We start from the raw sequence: 15,700 nt of genomic DNA, 5'->3' as shown, positions 1-15,700 counted from the left end.
CAGGTCGCCAGGGCGAGCAGGGCCACGAGCAGCACCTGCACCAGCACCCGGGCGACGCGTTCCATGGGGCAACCGTAGGGGCACGGGTCGGCCGCGTGGGGGAAGCGCCATCCACCGAACGATGGAGGCCGGTCCCCACCGGTCAGCCGAGTGAATCCGCCTCCCCGCGCGATGGACTGGTGACTGCTCGCCGACGGAGCGGGCAGGAGGCAGGAGGTCGAGATGTTCGTGGCACTGCGCGACGCGTGGTTCGCGCGTGGGAGGTTCGCCGTCATGGGGCTGGTCGTGGCCCTGGTGGCGCTGCTGGTGGTCGCCCTCTCCGGGCTGACGGCCGGGCTGGGCGCCCAGAGCGTCTCGGCCCTGCGCGCCGTGCCCGGCGAGTCGGTCGTCGCCGCCGCCCCGCAGTCGGGCCAGGAGGTCGAGCTCTCCCGCAGCCAGCTCACGCAGGAGCAGGTCGCCGGCGAGCAGGAGCACGCCGTCGGCATCGCGACCGCCCGCATCGAGACCGAGGGCGGCACGGAGACGGTGTCGGTCCTCGGCATCGACCCCGACGGGCCGCTGGCCGAGGCCGCGGACGGCCACCTGGTGTGCGAGGCGGAGGTCGGCCGCGGCGGCACGCTCACCGGCGTGACCACCGAGGACGAGCACCTGTCCTTCAACCACCTGCCGGCCGTGTGGGTCCCACTGGACACCTGGGCCGAGCTGCCGATGGCCACCGGCTCCGCGGCCACGATGCTGGTGCTCCCCGAGGCCGACGCGCCCGCCCCTGCCGGAGCCACCACCCTGGACCGCGGCGAGGCGCTGCAGGCCGTCGGCTCCTACGCCTCGGAGCAGGGCTCGCTCAACCTCATCCGCGGCCTGCTGCTGCTGGTCTCCGCGGTGGTGGTGAGCGCCTTCCAGACCGTGTGGACCATCCAGCGCACCGGCGACCTCGCCGTGATGCGTGCCCTCGGTGCCCGCCGCCGCACCCTGGTGGGCGACGTGCTCACGCAGGGCCTGCTGCTCCTGGTGCTCGGCGGCGGGGTTGGCGCCCTGGTGGCCGGCGCGCTCGGTGCCTGGGTGGTGCGCACCGGTGTCGTGCCCTTCGAGCTGACCCCGACCACCACCGCCGTGCCGTGGCTGCTGCTGGTGGCTGCCGGCCTGCTGGGCGGCGCGCTCGCCGTGCGCCGCGTCCTGACCATCGACCCCGCTCTCGCCCTGGAAGGTGCCCGATGAGCCTCTCCCTGACCGACGTGACCGTGAGCTTCCCCGACGGTGACGACGTGCGCCACGTGCTGGACGGCTTCACCCTCGAGGTGGCGCCCGGCGAGATCGTCGCCCTCACCGGGCCCAGTGGCTCGGGCAAGTCCACCGCCCTGGCCGTGGCCGGGTTGCTGCGCCACCCCGATGCCGGGAGCGTGCGCCTGGGTGGCGGCGAGCTCGGCGCGGCCCGGCGCGATGCCGTGCGCCGCGAGACCGTGGGGCTGGTGTTCCAGCAGGCCAAGCTGCTGCCGGCTCTCACCGCGCTGGAGCAGCTGGAGCTGGTGGCCCGGCTGCGCGGTGCGCGGGGCAAGAAGCTGGCCGCGGCCCGCGAGCGGGCCCGTGGCCTGCTGGCCGAGATGGACCTGCCCGGCGTCGAGGGGCTGAGACCGCACCAGCTCTCCGGCGGCCAGCAGCAGCGGGTGGCCATCGCGCGCGCCATCATGGGCGACCCGTCGGTGCTGCTCGTGGACGAGCCCACCTCGGCGCTCGACCCCGCCCGGGCCGGGGAGGTCTTCGCGCGGCTCACGTCCATCGCCCGCGAGCACGACGTGGCCACCGTGGTGGTGACGCACGACGAGCGCTACCTGCACCTGATGGACCGGGTGCTGACGATGCAGGACGGCAGGGCGGTGCAGCGTGACCTGGCCGCCTCACCGACAGGGACACCTGAGGTGACGGAATCGGCACGACACGCCGAGGAACCCGGCGAACCGCAGTCGTCAGGTGCGCAACTCGCCGGGGCCGCCCGAGTCGCCGGGGCCACCCGCCTCGGACGCCGGGAGCTCGTGGACGCCTGAGACGCGGTGTCCGGCGTCAGGGGTTGAGGCGCTGCCAGGCCGACTGGATGTGCTCGACGAGGAGGCGCTCGGCCTCGGCGGCGTCCCGCTCCTCGATCGCGCGCAGGATGGCGCGGTGGTCCTCGACCAGCCGGGGCGCGATCCGCCCCCACTCCCGGCTGCTGCGCATCCGCTCGCGGATGGGCTGGCGCATCGACTCCCGCAGGGCGGCGGTGGAGTCGGTGGCCAGTCGATTGCCCGCGGCCTCGGCCAGGGCCACGTGGAAGCGGGTGTCGAGGTCGTTGAAGCGGTCGCGGTCGTCCTGCGACTGCTCCATCTGCTCCACCAGTCCCGCCATGGTCGCGAGGTGCTCGTCGGTCCGGCGCGCGCAGGCCAGGCGGGCCGAGAGGCACTCCAGGGTGGTGCGCACCTCGATGACGTGGTCGAGGGGGAAGTGCCCGAGCTGGACGTGGAGCCGGAGCATCCTGCCCATGGCCCCGTCCTCCACCGGGGTGATGGTCGTCCCGCCGTGCTCACCGGCCCCGACGGCCGACCGGACGATGCCCTGTGCCTGCAGGGTGCGGATCGCCTCCCGCACCGCGGCCCGGCTCAGCCCGAGCTGCGCCGCGAGCTCACGCTCGGCGGGGAGGCGGGAGCCCACGGAGAGGTCACCGGCCAGGATCCCTCGCTCGACCCAGTCGAGGACCACCTGGTAGGCGCGGCCGCCGGAGCGGGGGGCCGGTGCGGCGGCGCCCTGGGCGGAGGTGGGAGGCGGGGTCACGCCCGCAGGGTGCCACGCGGGGCGGTGGCGGTCACCGAAGGGGGCACGTCACACCCGGGTCCAGAAATGGTCTGACCACTTGACGGCCTCTCGTGGGCCCTTCTATTTTGTGGCGCCCACCACATGGTCTGACCACTCTCCGTGGTCACCTCCCCCCCCTTCGAACTCCGTTGGAGCGACAGTGCTTTCCCACACCTCCCCGCCGGGGCTCCTGGCCGACACGCATCGCCCAGAGCTCGCGCCGGTCAACGGCAGCCTGATGCTGTCGGCGCTCGTGGCCCTCCTCCCGCTGGCCACGGTCTTCCTCACCCTCGCCGTCCTCCGCTGGAAGGCCCACTGGTCGGGGCTGGCCGGCGTGGCCGTCGCGCTCCTGGTCGCCTGGCTCGGGTTCGACATGCCACTGGGGCTCGCGGCCCTCTCGGCGACGCAGGGCGCGGCGTTCGGGCTGTTCCCGATCTCCTGGATCGTGTTCACCGCCATCGTCCTGTACGAGGTGACGGTCGCCTCGGGCCGGTTCCAGGACCTGCGGGCGAGCTTCCACCTCATCTCCGGGGACCCGCGCGTCCAGGCCGTCGTGGTCGCCTTCTGCTTCGGCGGGCTGCTCGAGGCCCTGGCGGGATTCGGCGCACCGGTGGCCATCACGGGTGTGATGCTCGTGGCCCTCGGCTACTCGCCGCTGCGCGCAGCGGTCATCGTGCTCGTGGCGAACACCGCGCCGGTGGCCTTCGGCGCCATCGCCATCCCGATCATCACCGCCGGGCGCCTGACGGGCATCCCGTACGAGGAGATCGGCGCCCTGGTGGCCCTCCAGGCCCCCTTTGTCGCGGTCGTCGTGCCCCTCCTGCTGGTCCTGCTGGCCGACGGGCGCCGCGGGGTGCGTCAGGTGTGGCCCGCCGCCGTGGTCATCGGCCTGACCTTCGCCGTCGCGCAGTGGGCCACGGCCACCTTCCTCTCGGTCGAGCTGACCGACATCGTGGCCTCGCTGGCCGGTCTGGCCGCCGGTGTGCTGCTCCTGCGGGTGTGGACGCCCCGCGGTGCGGAGGACGCGCTCCTCACCCTGGTCCGGGAGCAGGAGCAGTCCGGCGTCGAGGCGGCCGGGGCGGGCGAGGCGCCGGCCGTCCCGGCGGGCGGCGAGCAGGACGACCTCGCCGAGCTGCAGGAGCGCGCGGCCTCGCTGACTCCCGGCCGCATCGTGCTGGCCCTGCTGCCCTACCTGCTGGTCATCGCGGTCTTCTCCGTCGCGCAACTGGTCGGCCCGGTCAAGGCGTGGCTGACCTCCACCGACCTGACCCTCGGGTGGCCGGGGCTCGACGGGCACGTCCTCACCGCCGCCGGTGAGGTCAGCACCGCCACCACCTACTCCCTGGCCTGGCTCTCGTCCCCGGGCACCCTGCTGCTCCTGGTGGCCGTGGTCATCGCGTTCGTCGACGGCATCGGCCTGACCGGCCTGGCGCGGGTGCTGGTGCAGACGCTCGTGAAGATGCGCTTCGCCTTCCTCACCGTCGCGTCCGTCCTGGCCCTGGCCTACGTCATGAACCTCTCCGGCCAGACGCTGACGATCGGCACCTGGATCGCCGGGTCCGGCATCGCGTTCGCGTTCCTCTCCCCGGTGCTGGGCTGGCTCGGGACCGCCGTCACCGGCTCGGACACCAGCGCCAACGCCCTCTTCGCCACGCTGCAGCAGACCGCGGCGCAGGAGACCGGGGTGGACCCGGCGCTCCTGGTGGCCTCGAACACCACCGGCGGAGTGGTCGGTAAGATGATCAGCCCGCAGAACCTCACCATCGCCGCAACGGCGGTCGGCCTCATCGGGCGCGAGTCCGAGATCCTCCGCAAGGTGCTGCCCTGGAGCCTCGGGCTGCTCGTGGTCGTCTGCCTCATCGTGGGCCTGCAGGCCACCGTGCTGGAAGGATTGATGCCGTGACCACCACCCTGAACCCGCCCCGCACGGTGGCCCTGTTCGCCACCTGCTTCAACGACACGATGTGGCCCGAGGCCCCGCGGGCCACGGTCCGGCTGCTGGAACGGCTGGGACTCCGGGTCGAGTTCCCCCGCGAGCAGACCTGCTGCGGCCAGATGTTCACGAACACCGGGTACGGCCCGCGAGCCGCCGGGCTCGTCCGGGGTTTCGTCGACACCTTCGCCGACTACGACGCCGTGGTGGCCCCCTCGGGCTCCTGCGTCGGCTCGATCCGGCACCAGCACCCCGACATCGCGGAGACCGTGGGGGACACCGGCCTGGCGCGCGAGGTCCAGGAGCTCACGCCCCGCGTCTTCGAGCTCTCGGAGTTCCTCGTGGACGTCCTCGGCGTCACCGACGTCGGCGCCTTCTTCCCGCGCCGGGTGACCTACCACCCGACCTGCCACTCGCTGCGCATGCTGCGGGTGGGGGACCGTCCCCTGCAGCTGCTGCGCGCCGTGCGCGGCATCGACCTGCGGGAGCTGCCCGGCGCCGAGGAGTGCTGCGGCTTCGGCGGCACCTTCGCGGTGAAGAACCCGGACGTCTCGGTGGCCATGGGGGTGGAGAAGGCACGCAACGTGTCGGCCAGCGGCGCCGAGGTGGTCGTCGCGGGGGACAACTCGTGCCTCGCCCAGATCGGCGGCGTGCTGGGACGCCAGCGCGCCGGGATCCGGACCATGCACCTCGCGGAGGTGCTCGCATCGACCGAGGAGGACCCGGCATGAGCACGACCACGCCCGGACCCGCCCAGGCGACCTCGCCCACCTTCCTGGGCATGCCGCCGTTCCCGGAGGCCGCCCGGGAGGCGCTGGGCAAGCCGACCCAGCGCAAGAACCTGCACCACGCCACCCACACCATCCGGGCCAAGCGTGCCGCCGTGGTGGGGGAGGTCGACGAGTGGGAGCAGCTGCGCCTGGCCGGTGAGGCCAGCAAGAACGAGGCGCTGCACCACCTGCCGCACTACCTGGAGCAGCTCGAGGAGCAGCTCACCGCCCGGGGTGCCACCGTGCACTGGGCGCGGGACGCCGAGGAGGCCAACCGCGTCGTGGTGGAGATCGCCCGCGCCAAGGAGGCACAGGAGGTGGTCAAGGTCAAGTCCATGGCCACCCAGGAGATCGAGCTCAACAAGGCCCTCGAGGCCGCCGGCATCGACGCCTGGGAGACCGACCTGGCCGAGCTCATCGTGCAGCTCGGGGGCGACCTGCCCAGCCACATCCTGGTGCCTGCCATCCACCGCAACCGGCAGGAGATCCGCGACATCTTCGCCCGGGAGATGGGGAAGGTGGGGCGTCCTGCACCCGAGGAGCTGCCCGCCGACCCGGCACGCCTCGCCGAGGCCGCCCGGCTGCACCTGCGGGAGAAGTTCCTCCGCGCCAAGGTCGCGGTCTCGGGGGCGAACTTCGCCGTCGCCGAGACCGGGAGCCTCGTGGTGGTGGAGTCCGAGGGCAACGGTCGGATGTGCCTGACGCTGCCCGAGACGCTCATCTCCGTGGTCGGCATCGAGAAGGTGCTCCCGCGCTGGGACGACCTGGCGTCGATGATGCAGCTGCTGCCGCGCTCGAGCACGGGGGAGCGCATGAACCCCTACACGACCGTCTGGAGCGGCGTGCACGACGGGGACGGTCCGCAGGAGGTCCACGTCGTGCTGCTGGACAACGGCCGCAGCCACGCCCTGGCCGACACCCACGGGCGGCAGGCGCTGCGCTGCATCCGCTGCTCGGCCTGCCTGAACGTCTGCCCTGTCTACGAGCGCACGGGCGGTCACGCCTACGGCTCTGTCTACCCCGGCCCCATCGGCGCCGTGCTCAACCCGCTGCTGCGTGGGGTGGAGTCCGAGGTCGACCGGTCGCTGCCCTACGCCTCCAGCCTCTGCGGGGCCTGCTTCGACGCCTGCCCGGTGCGCATCGACATCCCCAGCCTGCTGGTGGAGGGGCGCGAGCGGGCCGTCGAGGCCGGGGGCCACCGGGCCGAGGCCGCGATGATGGCGGCGGCCACCTGGGTGATGTCCGACCACCGGCGGCTCGAGGCCGCCCAGCGGGCGGCCACCACGGCGGGCGTGATCCGGGGCGGTGAGCCGTTGCACTCCGTGCCCGGTCTGGGGGCCTGGACCAGTGCACGGGACATTCCCGCACCACCCACCCAGACCTTCCGGCAGTGGTGGGCGAAGGAGCACGAGCAGCCGGACGCGCCCGGGCAGGGCGCGCCGCACGAGCCGGACGGAGGCAAGGCATGAGCGCCCGCGAGGAGATCCTGCAGCGCCTGCGAGGGGCGTTGACGGACGTGGACGGCCCCCCCGCGCCGGGGGCCGGCTGGGCGGCGATGCCCGTGCCCGAGGACGACGCACTTCCCGACCGGGCCGACCGGCTCAAGCGCTTCCGGGAGGTGGTGGAGGACTACCGGGCCAGTCTGCTGGAGGTCACGGCCGCCGAGGTCCCCGAGGCCATCGTGCAGGCGCTCGCGGACGCTCAGTGCTCCTCTGCCGTGCTGCCGGCCGGGCTCGAGCAGACCTGGCGTGACGCCGTGGAGACGGCCGACCTGCGCGTCCTGCAGGAGGCCGCGGCGAGCACCGGCGAGCTCGACACCGTGGACGCGGTGGTGACGGGGGCGGCGGTCGCGATCGCCGAGACCGGCACCATCGTGCTCGACCACCGCGCCGACCAGGGGCGCCGCGAGCTGAGCCTGGTGCCCGACACGCACGTCTGCGTCGTGCGGGCCGACCAGGTGGTGCCCGACGTGCCGCAGGCCGTGGAGCGGCTGCGCCCCGGCGCCGAGGGGGCTCGCCCGCTGACCTGGATCAGCGGGCCCAGCGCCACCAGCGACATCGAGCTGGAGCGTGTCGAGGGCGTGCACGGTCCGCGGACGCTGGTGGTGCTGCTGGTCACCGACTGAGCCGGCCGTGGTGGCGGGAGACCCCGTCCTCGATCGCCCGGGTGAGGGCGGTGGCCGCCGCCTGCTGCGCCTGCAGGAGCAGGGTGGTGGCGGCCACCGGGTCCTCCGGCAGCGGCCGCACCCCCGTTGCCAGGCCGAACACCACGTCACCGTCGACGAGGCTGTGCACCGGGTCGAGCCCTCGGGCCATGCCGGCGTGGGTGGCGCGGCAGATCGCCTCGGTCTGCGCCACGCTCAGGGCCAGGTCGGTGGCGATGACGGCGAGCGTCGTGTTCGTGCCCGGCGCGCCCGGGTCGGTGGGTGCGTCGCCGATGACGCCGGTCGTCTCCACCGGGTCGCACAGGTCGGCAGGGTCCACGGTGACGGGCGTCCCGTGGGCGTTGACGGCGACGAGCGCCCCGACGACCGCCGCGACCGGGTCGGTGCTGCGTGGGCCACCGCTGGCTGCGGCACCGGGGTCCGCCTCGCCGTCACCCAGTTGCACCGAGGCGGTGCCCAGTCCGCCGGCCCGGGTCGCCCCCATCACCCGGGCGCCGGTGCCGGCACCGACCCTTCCGCGGGCCACCTCGGCGTGCTCCGGCTGGGCGGCGGCGTCCTGGGCAGCCGCCCGCCCCATCGCGGCATCGGGTCGGGTGGGGGTGCCGGAGGAGTCCCGTGCCGCCCCGCCGCGGGAGAGGTCGTAGAGCGCGGCCCCGGGCACGATCGGCACCCGGCCGCCGGGTGTCTCGAAGCCACGGCCCTGCTCCTCGCACCAGAGCTGCACGCCGGTGATCGACGCGAGCCCGAACGCCGACCCGCCGGTGAGCACGACGGCATCGACCGTGGGCACCAGCGTGGCCGGGGTCAACGCATCGGTCTCGTGGGTGGCAGGGCCTCCGCCCCGCACGTCCACGGCGCCGACCGTGCCCGCGGGTGGCAGCACCACGGTGGTGCCGGTGCGCCACCCGTCGTCGGTGCGCTGGGCGTGGCCGACCCGCAGGCCGGGGACGTCGGTGATGCTGCCGGTGGTGCTCATGCCGGCGAGGCTAGGCCCAGTGCCCAGCTTGCCGGCACCCACCTCACTGCACGCGCAGCACGACCTTGCCGACGTGCTCGGACGCCTTGAGCAGCCCGTGGGCCTCCTGGGCCTTCTCCCAGGGCAGCACCTCCTGCACCACGGGGCGGATCTCGCCGGCGGCCACCTTCGGCCAGAGGTTCTCGCGCACGGCGGCCACGATGCGGGCCTTGTCCTGGCGGGTGCGCCCGCGCAGGGAGGTGGCCTGCACGCTCAGGCGGCGCTGCAGCATCAGGCCAAGGTTGATCTCGCCCTCGCGGCCGCCCATGAGCCCGATGATGACCAGCCGGCCGTCCTTGGCCAGGGCCTTGAGGTTGCGCTCCAGATAGTCCCCGCCGATGAGGTCGAGGATCACGTCCACGCCGTCCTCGGTGGCGTCGTTGACGGCCTCGAGGAAGTCGGTCTCCTTGTAGTTGACGAGCACCTCGGCGCCCAGCTCGCGGCAGGCGTCGAGCTTCTCCTGCGAGCCGGCCGTCACGGCCACGCGGGCGCCCAGGGCCCGGGCGACCTGGATGCCCATCGTCCCGATGCCCGACGAACCACCGTGCAGCAGCACCGTCTCGCCCTCGGCCAGGCGGCCGGCGTCCACGAGGTTGGACCACACGGTGCACGCCACCTCGGGCAGGGCGGCGGCGGTCACCAGGTCGACGCCCTCGGGCACCGGGAGCAGCTGCCCGACCGGCACCACCACCTGCTCGGCGTAGCCGCCGCCGGCCAGCAGGGCGCAGACCTCGTCGCCCACCTGCCAGTCGCCGGTGTCACCGGACCCCAGGGCCGCGATGCGGCCGCTCACCTCCAGGCCGATGATCTCGCTCTCCCCGGGCGGCGGCGGGTACTTGCCGGCGGCCTGCACCAGGTCCGCACGGTTCACGCCGGCGGCCACCACCTCCACGAGCACCTCGTCGTCACCGGGGATGGGAGTGGGGGCCTCGCCGAGGGCGAGGGTGGGCTTCTCCTGGCTGTCGTCGAGCTGGATCGCACGCATGGCCGCCACGGTAGTCGCGGGTGCTCTGCGGCCGCTCGCGGTGGGACCCGTCACCGAGACGGAGTGGGGTACGGTGCCTCGAAATACGACGAGGCATCGTATGTGCCTCGAGGACATCGATCTGGAGGAAACGTGTCGTCCACCGCTCCGCGCGCCCTCGTGGCTGCGCTGCTCGCCCTGTCGCTCGCCGGGTGCTCCGGCTCCGCCGAGGGCGGTGACACCGAGCCCGGGGCCGGGAAGTCCTCGACCGATGCCGCCACGAGCGGGAGCCCCGAGGGGGAGTCCGGTCAGGAGTCCGAGGGTGCCGGGGAGTCCGACATCACGCTGACCGACGGCTGGGTCAAGGCCACCGACGACAAGATGACCGGCCTGTTCGGCACGCTGGAGAACCACAGCGACAAGACCATCACGCTGGTCACCGGCTCCTCCGACGCCGCGGGCACCGTGGAGCTGCACGAGGTCGCCTCCGAGAACGGCAAGGACCAGATGCGACCGGTGGAGGGCGGCATGACCGTCCGTGCTGGTGGGCGCGTGGACCTCGAGCCCGGTGGCCTGCACGTGATGCTCATGGACCTGCCCGAGAAGATCGTCGCCGGCGACACCATCGAGATCACCCTCGAGGACGCCGACGGCAAGACCTACGACCTGACCGCCGAGTCCCGCTCCTTCGAGGGCGGCGACGAGGACTACGGCGGCGGGCACGACCACCAGCACTGATGGCTGACTCGCAGGTGAGCACCGGACAGGGGCCCCGGGCCTCGCGCCGCCAGTTGCTCGGCGGGGGACTCGTCGTCGCCGGCAGCAGCCTGGCGGGGTTCGTCGGCGCCCGCGCCACGGAGGGGGAGGCCGCCTCGGTGCCCGCCACCGAGGCGCTGCCCCCCGGCCCGGCCGATGCGCTGGAGCCCGGGCGGCGGCGGCTGCTGACGCTGCCCGACGACGCCGCCTCCCCGGAGGAGGGCGCCTCGGTGGAGGCGCGGACGGTGGTCGACCCACGGGGCCGGACGCAGGCAGGGGTGCTCACCGCGCCGCCGGCCCACGCCACCTGGGTGGCCCTCGACCTCGCCGAGGGGGCCGACCGCGAGACGCTGCGCCGCATCATGCGGCTGTGGACCGACGACATCGACCGGCTGACCCGGGGTGAGGGCACGCTGACGGACACCGAGCCGTGGCTGGCCGCGCTGCCGGCATCGCTGACGGTGACGGTCGGTTGGGGCATGGGCGCCTACCTGGCGGCGGGGCTGGAGGGCGAGCGTCCGGCGTGGTGCCGACCGCTGGACGAGGTGGCCATCGACGGGGACATGAACCCCGACTGGGTGGACGGCGAGCTCGTGCTGCAGGTGTGCGGCGACGACCCGGTGACCGTGCGGCACGCGGTGGGGCAGCTCGTCGGCTCGGTGCGGGACCTGGCGCTGGTGCGCTGGCGGCAGGACGGCTTCCGGCGCAGCCATGGCATGTCGCGTCCAGGGGCGCCGATGCGGAACCTGTTCGGGCAGGTGGACGGGACGAACAACCCCGGTGAGCGCGACCTGCCGGGGCTGGTGCACGGTGACGACGGGTCGAGCGCGATGGTGGTGCGGCGCGTGCGCTTCACCATGAACACGTGGTCGCAGGCCTCGCAGCGGGTGCGGGAGGAGGCCATCGGACGCGACCTGGCCAAGGGGGCGCCGCTGACCGGGACGAAGGAGAGCGACCCCGTCGACATCACCGCCAAGCACCCCGACGGGCGGCCGGTCATCCCGCACGACGCGCACGTGCGCCGGGTGGTGGACTCCGACCCGCGGCACCGCTTCCTGCGGCGGCCGTACAACTTCGACGACGGGGGCGAGAGCGGCCTGTTCTTCGTGGTGTTCTGCCAGGACCCGGCCGAGCAGTTCCAGCCGATCCTGGAGCGCATGGCGCAGAAGGACGCGCTGAACGAGTGGACCGAGCACGTCGGCAGCGCCGTGTTCCACGTGCTGCCGGGCGTGCCCGCCGACGACCCCGACGCGTACCTGGGGAGTCACCTGCTGGAGGGCTGAGCGGCGGGGTGGGGGTCCTGCTCGCAGGGCCGCGCCCCGCCGGTCCTGGTCCCGCGCCCCGCCCGATCACCCCACCTGCCGCCCCGCCCGATCACCCCACCTGCCGCCCCGCCCGCAGCCCCGCCCACCCCACCTCCGGAAAACTTTCAGAACCACCACGACGGCGCGGTGGTTCTGAAAGTTTTCCGGAGGGAGACGTGGTGAGATCCGGAGGTCTGTGGGCCATCCGGAGTCGTCCCCCACGGCATGGCCATCCCTCCACAGGTCGGCGGTCGGGCGTCGGTGCGGCTCCGCCCCCCACGTCACCCTCGCCGCATGACCTCCCTTCCAGTGCTTCCTCTTCTTCCCTGGCGGGACGGGCTCGTCCGAGTTCGCGAAGCCCAGGCGCACGGCATCCCGCCGGCAACGGTCAGCTGACTCGTCCGGGCGGGGCATTGCTGGCGTGCGGCCCCTGGTGTGATCGCGCGGGGCCAGGCGCCGCAGGAGCCCGGCGGCCGGGACCGTCCCACGGTGCTGGCTCACCTGGTGCGCCGCCCGGACCACCATGCGGCGCACGAGTCCGCACTGCTCCTCCACGGTCTGCCCCTGCTGCGGTTTCCGCGCACCGTCCACCTGGCCGGTTCCACGTCGTGGGCGCGCCCCCGGGCCGGGGCCGTCCTGCACCCTGCCGGGTCGCCTCCGGTCACCCTCGTGCCGGAGGGGTGCTCCTTCTCCTGGGCCGTGTCCCCGGTGGCGCAGGCGCTTGCCGACCTGGCGCGGCGGCCGGGGGTCAGCATCGACGAGGCGATGGTGCCCATGGACGCGGCCCTGCACCGTGCGTTGGTGACTCCCGATGAGGTGCTGGCCCGCGCCCCGGAGGGTGGTCGCGGCATCGCTCGGCTGAGGCAGGTCGTCCAGCTGGCCGATGGCCGCACCGAGTCGCCGGGGGAGACGGTGACCCGTCTGCAACTGCTGCGGAGTGGGTTCGCGCCGGTGCCCCAGGTGCTCTTCCGGACACGGGTCGGCGACAAGCGCGTGGACTTCCACCTCGAGGCCGAACGGGTGGTGGTGGAGTTCGACGGCAAGCAGAAGTACGAGGGGATCGAGGGGAGGGACGCGCTGGTGCACGAGAAGGCCCGGGAGGACGCACTGCGCGAACTCGGGGTGGGCGTGTTGCGCGTGGTCTGGTCCGACGTGTCGCGGCGCGATGCCGTGGAGGAGCTTCGGCGACGGGTTCTGGCCGTGCGCCCGCCGGGCTGAGTGAGAGCAGGCGCCTGACCGCCGGGCCACCGCCATCTCCATCGCCGGGTCCACCTCCAGCTCCAGACAACTTTCACAACCACCACGACGGCGCGGTGGTTGTGAAAGTTGTCTGGAGATGCCGCGGTGGGATCTGGAGGTCGGTGCGGAAACTGGAGGCTTGAGCCGCCCCGGCCCTCGGCCGAGCCGCCGTGCGATCTCCTCGGCCGCCCGGCGTACCGCCTCCACCCCGGCCCCTGTCCTCAGCCCAGGCGGGCGCCGACCTCCCGGGCGGCCGCCTGCACGGCGTCGGCCGCGTCGGCCACCTCCGCCGCCGACAGCCGGTCGTGCTCGTAGGTCACCGCCACGGCGGCCACCGGGACCCCGGCCGGCCCCACCACCGCCGCGGCCACCGACGACAGCCCCGGCGTGACGCTGTCCCGCTCCCGGGCCAGCCCCTCGGCCCGCACGTGCCGCAGCGCCTCCCGCAGAGCCGCGGGCGTCTCCGGTGCGGCCCCGGCCCGGGCGGCGACGAAGCTCCCTGCATCGGGGAAGAGGGCCCGCACCTGCTCCCGAGGCAGGCCCGCCAGCATCGCCAGCCCGCTGGCCGTCCACGGCGCCGGGATGCGCACGCCCACGTCCGACAGCAGCGACGGCCTCCGCGGCGCGCGCTCCTCCACCAGGTAGAGCACGTCGGTGCCGTGGAGCACCGCCAGGTGGCTGTTCTGCCCGGTGCCGTCGGCCAGCCGTCGCACCACCGGCCGCCCCAGCCGCTGCACGGCCTGCTGCCTCGAGGTCGCGAAGCCCAGCTCGAACGCGGCCAGCCCCAGCGCCCAGCGCCCTTCCTCGGGCAGGTGGGTCACGAAGCCGGTCTCTCGCAGGTCCGCCAGCGCCCGGTACAGCGATGCCCGGGGGATGCCGGTCTCGCGCTGCAGGTGCCCGGCCGCGACGGGGCCCGCGTGGCGCGACATCGCGCGCAGGACCAGCAGTGTCGGATGGGGCACGACCCGAGGGTGCCACGCGCGGCGGACGCGTTGCGGCAGGCCCGGCGCCCCGCGGCGTTACGGTGTCGGCCGGCCGCCGCCGACGTCGCACCCCGCGGCGGGGCCCGAACGGCTCGTGTTCCCCACCTCCGGAGACCTCTCGTGAGTTCCTCGAACTGGCAGCTCGCTGCCATCGTCCTGTACTTCGCGGCCATGGTCGCGATCGGCTTCTGGTCGCTGCGGCGCACCAACGACAAGAGCGACTACATGCTCGGCGGCCGCGGCCTCGGCCCGGTCGCCTCCGCCCTGTCCGCCGGCGCCTCCGACATGTCCGGCTGGCTGCTCATGGGCCTGCCCGGCGCCCTCTACCTCTCGGGCATGGTCGAGATGTGGGTCGCCATCGGCCTCACGCTGGGTGCCTGGGTCAACTGGAAGATGGTGGCCCCGCGCCTGCGCACCTACACGGAGGTGGCCGACAACTCCATCACCGTGCCGAGCTTCTACAGCGCCCGCACCGACGACCACGCCGGTCTGCTGCGCATCACCGCCGGCATCATCATCCTGGTCTTCTTCACCTTCTACGTGTCCTCCGGCATGGTCGCCGGCGGCCGCTTCTTCGAGGCCTCGTTCGGCACCAGCTACCTCACCGGCATGTCCATCGTCGCCGGCATCACCGTGCTCTACACGCTGGTCGGCGGCTTCCTGGCCGTCTCGTACACCGATGTCGTGCAGGGCCTGATGATGGCCGCGGCCCTGGTGATCGTGCCCATCGCCGGCGTCATCCACCTGGGCGGCCCGGGGCAGACGGTCGACGCCATCACCTCGGTGGACGCGAGCGCCTTCCACCTCACCGGCGGCAGCCTGACGATGCTCGGCTTCGTCTCCTCGGTGGCCTGGGGACTGGGCTACTTCGGGCAGCCGCACATCATCACGCGGTTCATGGCGCTGCGCTCGCCCCACGAGGCCGTGTCGGCCCGCCGCATCGGCGTGGGCTGGATGGCACTGGCCTGCCTCGGCGCCGCCGCGACCGCCATGGTGGGCATCGGCGTCTTCCAGCGAGATGACGCCCGGCTGACCGACCCCGAGACCGTGTTCATCGACCTCGGCATGCTGCTCTTCCACCCGTTCGTGGCCGGGCTGATGCTGGCCGCCATCCTCGCGGCGATCATGTCCACGATCTCCAGCCAGCTGATCGTCTCCTCCTCGGCCCTCGTGGAGGACATCTACCTGGGCATCACCGGGCGGGAAGTGCCCGGCACGGCCGGTGCCCACCTGGGGCGCGCCGGGGTGCTGCTGATCGCCGTGGTCGCCGCGCTGCTCTCGGTGGACCCGAGCGACACGATCCTGGAGCTGGTCGCCTTCGCCTGGGCCGGCTTCGGTGCCGCGTTCGGTCCGATCACGCTGCTGTCCCTGTACTGGCGCCGGCTCACGACGGCCGGTGCGCTCGCGGGCATGATCACCGGTGCGGTCGTCGCATTCGTGTGGGGCAGCTACCTGGAGGGCGGTGTCTTCGAGCTGTACGAGATCGTCCCGGGCTTCCTGCTCAACCTGCTGGTGGCCGTGGCCGTCTCGCTGATGACGCCGGCGCCGGGGTCCGAGGTGGAGGCGGAGTTCGACGAGGCCGCGCGCCTCGCCCGCCGGGAGGCCCGCGAGCTGGCCTGACCGGCCGGGGCGGGGTGGCGCGTGTGCCCGGTGTGCCGGGTGTGCCCGGCCACCCCCCCGCCGCCCCTTCCCCGATTTGGTCCCCTGATGTGGTCCATCTGGTGATCCGACCGCGGGAAAAAGTTCTTACTC

Annotated in this window: 14 protein-coding genes; 10 read left to right on the top strand and 4 right to left on the bottom strand. The window is 73.6% G+C overall.

Annotated features, from left to right (window positions below; translation table 11 throughout):
• Positions 1-222 precede the first annotated feature (222 nt).
• Positions 223-1,215, top strand: a complete 993-nt coding sequence (locus ACY8FT_RS08045) for an FtsX-like permease family protein (protein WP_462418367.1) — start codon at positions 223-225, stop codon at positions 1,213-1,215.
• Complete coding sequence (locus tag ACY8FT_RS08040) at positions 1,212-2,039, top strand: ABC transporter ATP-binding protein (protein ID WP_462418366.1); 828 nt, start codon at positions 1,212-1,214, stop codon at positions 2,037-2,039. Before ACY8FT_RS08045 ends, ACY8FT_RS08040 begins: the two co-directional genes overlap by 4 nt.
• Positions 2,040-2,055: 16 nt before the next feature.
• Here the strand turns inward: ACY8FT_RS08040 and ACY8FT_RS08035 are convergent, their stop codons facing one another.
• Positions 2,056-2,799, bottom strand: coding sequence for a FadR/GntR family transcriptional regulator (locus ACY8FT_RS08035; RefSeq protein ID WP_462418365.1), 744 nt, complete (start codon positions 2,797-2,799; stop codon positions 2,056-2,058).
• Between the two features lie 259 nt (positions 2,800-3,058).
• Here ACY8FT_RS08035 and ACY8FT_RS08030 point away from each other — a divergent pair, with 259 nt between their 5' ends.
• The 4 genes from ACY8FT_RS08030 to ACY8FT_RS08015 are packed head-to-tail and all read left to right on the top strand — an operon-like array spanning position 3,059 to position 7,648.
• On the top strand, positions 3,059-4,723 hold the full coding sequence (locus tag ACY8FT_RS08030; RefSeq protein ID WP_462418415.1) for an L-lactate permease: 1,665 nt from the start codon (positions 3,059-3,061) through the stop codon (positions 4,721-4,723).
• Positions 4,720-5,484, top strand: coding sequence for a (Fe-S)-binding protein (locus ACY8FT_RS08025; RefSeq protein WP_462418364.1), 765 nt, complete (start codon positions 4,720-4,722; stop codon positions 5,482-5,484). The genes ACY8FT_RS08030 and ACY8FT_RS08025 overlap by 4 nt, the downstream gene beginning before the upstream one ends.
• Positions 5,481-6,992, top strand: a complete 1,512-nt coding sequence (locus tag ACY8FT_RS08020) for a lactate utilization protein B (protein ID WP_462418363.1) — start codon at positions 5,481-5,483, stop codon at positions 6,990-6,992. The genes ACY8FT_RS08025 and ACY8FT_RS08020 overlap by 4 nt, the downstream gene beginning before the upstream one ends.
• Positions 6,989-7,648: a LutC/YkgG family protein gene (locus tag ACY8FT_RS08015; RefSeq protein ID WP_462418362.1), complete on the top strand. Its 660-nt coding sequence runs from the start codon at positions 6,989-6,991 to the stop codon at positions 7,646-7,648. The genes ACY8FT_RS08020 and ACY8FT_RS08015 overlap by 4 nt, the downstream gene beginning before the upstream one ends.
• On the opposite strand, the gene ACY8FT_RS08010 is transcribed toward ACY8FT_RS08015, so the two are convergent.
• Together ACY8FT_RS08010 and ACY8FT_RS08005 are read right to left on the bottom strand one after the other, a co-directional pair.
• Positions 7,638-8,663 carry a P1 family peptidase gene (locus tag ACY8FT_RS08010; protein ID WP_462418361.1) on the bottom strand — a complete coding sequence of 342 codons (1,026 nt, stop codon included), beginning with the start codon at positions 8,661-8,663 and terminating at the stop codon, positions 7,638-7,640. The two genes, ACY8FT_RS08015 and ACY8FT_RS08010, sit on opposite strands and share 11 nt — an antisense overlap.
• Positions 8,664-8,706: 43 nt before the next feature.
• Entirely contained in the window at positions 8,707-9,687 is a 981-nt protein-coding gene (locus ACY8FT_RS08005) for an NAD(P)H-quinone oxidoreductase (RefSeq protein WP_462418360.1), read from the bottom strand.
• Between the two features lie 132 nt (positions 9,688-9,819).
• On the opposite strand from ACY8FT_RS08005, the gene ACY8FT_RS08000 reads away from it, so the two are divergent.
• From ACY8FT_RS08000 to ACY8FT_RS07990, 3 genes are all read left to right on the top strand, one after another.
• Positions 9,820-10,404, top strand: a complete 585-nt coding sequence (locus ACY8FT_RS08000; protein WP_462418359.1) for a copper chaperone PCu(A)C — start codon at positions 9,820-9,822, stop codon at positions 10,402-10,404.
• On the top strand, positions 10,404-11,705 hold the full coding sequence (locus ACY8FT_RS07995) for a Dyp-type peroxidase (RefSeq protein WP_462418358.1): 1,302 nt from the start codon (positions 10,404-10,406) through the stop codon (positions 11,703-11,705). The genes ACY8FT_RS08000 and ACY8FT_RS07995 overlap by 1 nt, the downstream gene beginning before the upstream one ends.
• Positions 11,706-12,215: 510 nt before the next feature.
• Positions 12,216-12,944, top strand: coding sequence for a DUF559 domain-containing protein (locus ACY8FT_RS07990; RefSeq protein WP_462418357.1), 729 nt, complete (start codon positions 12,216-12,218; stop codon positions 12,942-12,944).
• Positions 12,945-13,186: 242 nt separating this feature from the next.
• On the opposite strand, the gene ACY8FT_RS07985 is transcribed toward ACY8FT_RS07990, so the two are convergent.
• On the bottom strand, positions 13,187-13,927 hold the full coding sequence (locus ACY8FT_RS07985) for an IclR family transcriptional regulator (protein WP_462418356.1): 741 nt from the start codon (positions 13,925-13,927) through the stop codon (positions 13,187-13,189).
• Positions 13,928-14,068: 141 nt separating this feature from the next.
• On the opposite strand from ACY8FT_RS07985, the gene putP reads away from it, so the two are divergent.
• Positions 14,069-15,568 (top strand): sodium/proline symporter PutP, encoded by a 1,500-nt coding sequence (gene putP / locus ACY8FT_RS07980; protein WP_462418355.1) that lies wholly within the window; start codon positions 14,069-14,071, stop codon positions 15,566-15,568.
• The last annotated feature ends 132 nt before the right edge of the window (positions 15,569-15,700 follow it).

Source organism: Kytococcus sp. Marseille-QA3725 (assembly GCF_054950055.1).
The sequence above is the reverse complement of the archived record's forward strand: the minus strand, read 5'-3'. Positions and strand labels throughout refer to the sequence as shown.

Bases quoted from the DNA above. Each gene is read 5' to 3' on its own strand.
- ACY8FT_RS08005 (WP_462418360.1), bottom strand. From the start codon at position 9,687: ATGCGTGCGATCCAGCTCGACGACAGCCAGGAGAAGCCCACCCTCGCC.
- ACY8FT_RS08010 (WP_462418361.1), bottom strand. From the start codon at position 8,663: ATGAGCACCACCGGCAGCATCACCGACGTCCCCGGCCTGCGGGTCGGC.
- ACY8FT_RS07995 (WP_462418358.1), top strand. From the start codon at position 10,404: ATGGCTGACTCGCAGGTGAGCACCGGACAGGGGCCCCGGGCCTCGCGC.
- ACY8FT_RS08045 (WP_462418367.1), top strand. From the start codon at position 223: ATGTTCGTGGCACTGCGCGACGCGTGGTTCGCGCGTGGGAGGTTCGCC.
- ACY8FT_RS08015 (WP_462418362.1), top strand. From the start codon at position 6,989: ATGAGCGCCCGCGAGGAGATCCTGCAGCGCCTGCGAGGGGCGTTGACG.
- ACY8FT_RS08040 (WP_462418366.1), top strand. From the start codon at position 1,212: ATGAGCCTCTCCCTGACCGACGTGACCGTGAGCTTCCCCGACGGTGAC.
- ACY8FT_RS08030 (WP_462418415.1), top strand. From the start codon at position 3,059: ATGCTGTCGGCGCTCGTGGCCCTCCTCCCGCTGGCCACGGTCTTCCTC.
- ACY8FT_RS08020 (WP_462418363.1), top strand. From the start codon at position 5,481: ATGAGCACGACCACGCCCGGACCCGCCCAGGCGACCTCGCCCACCTTC.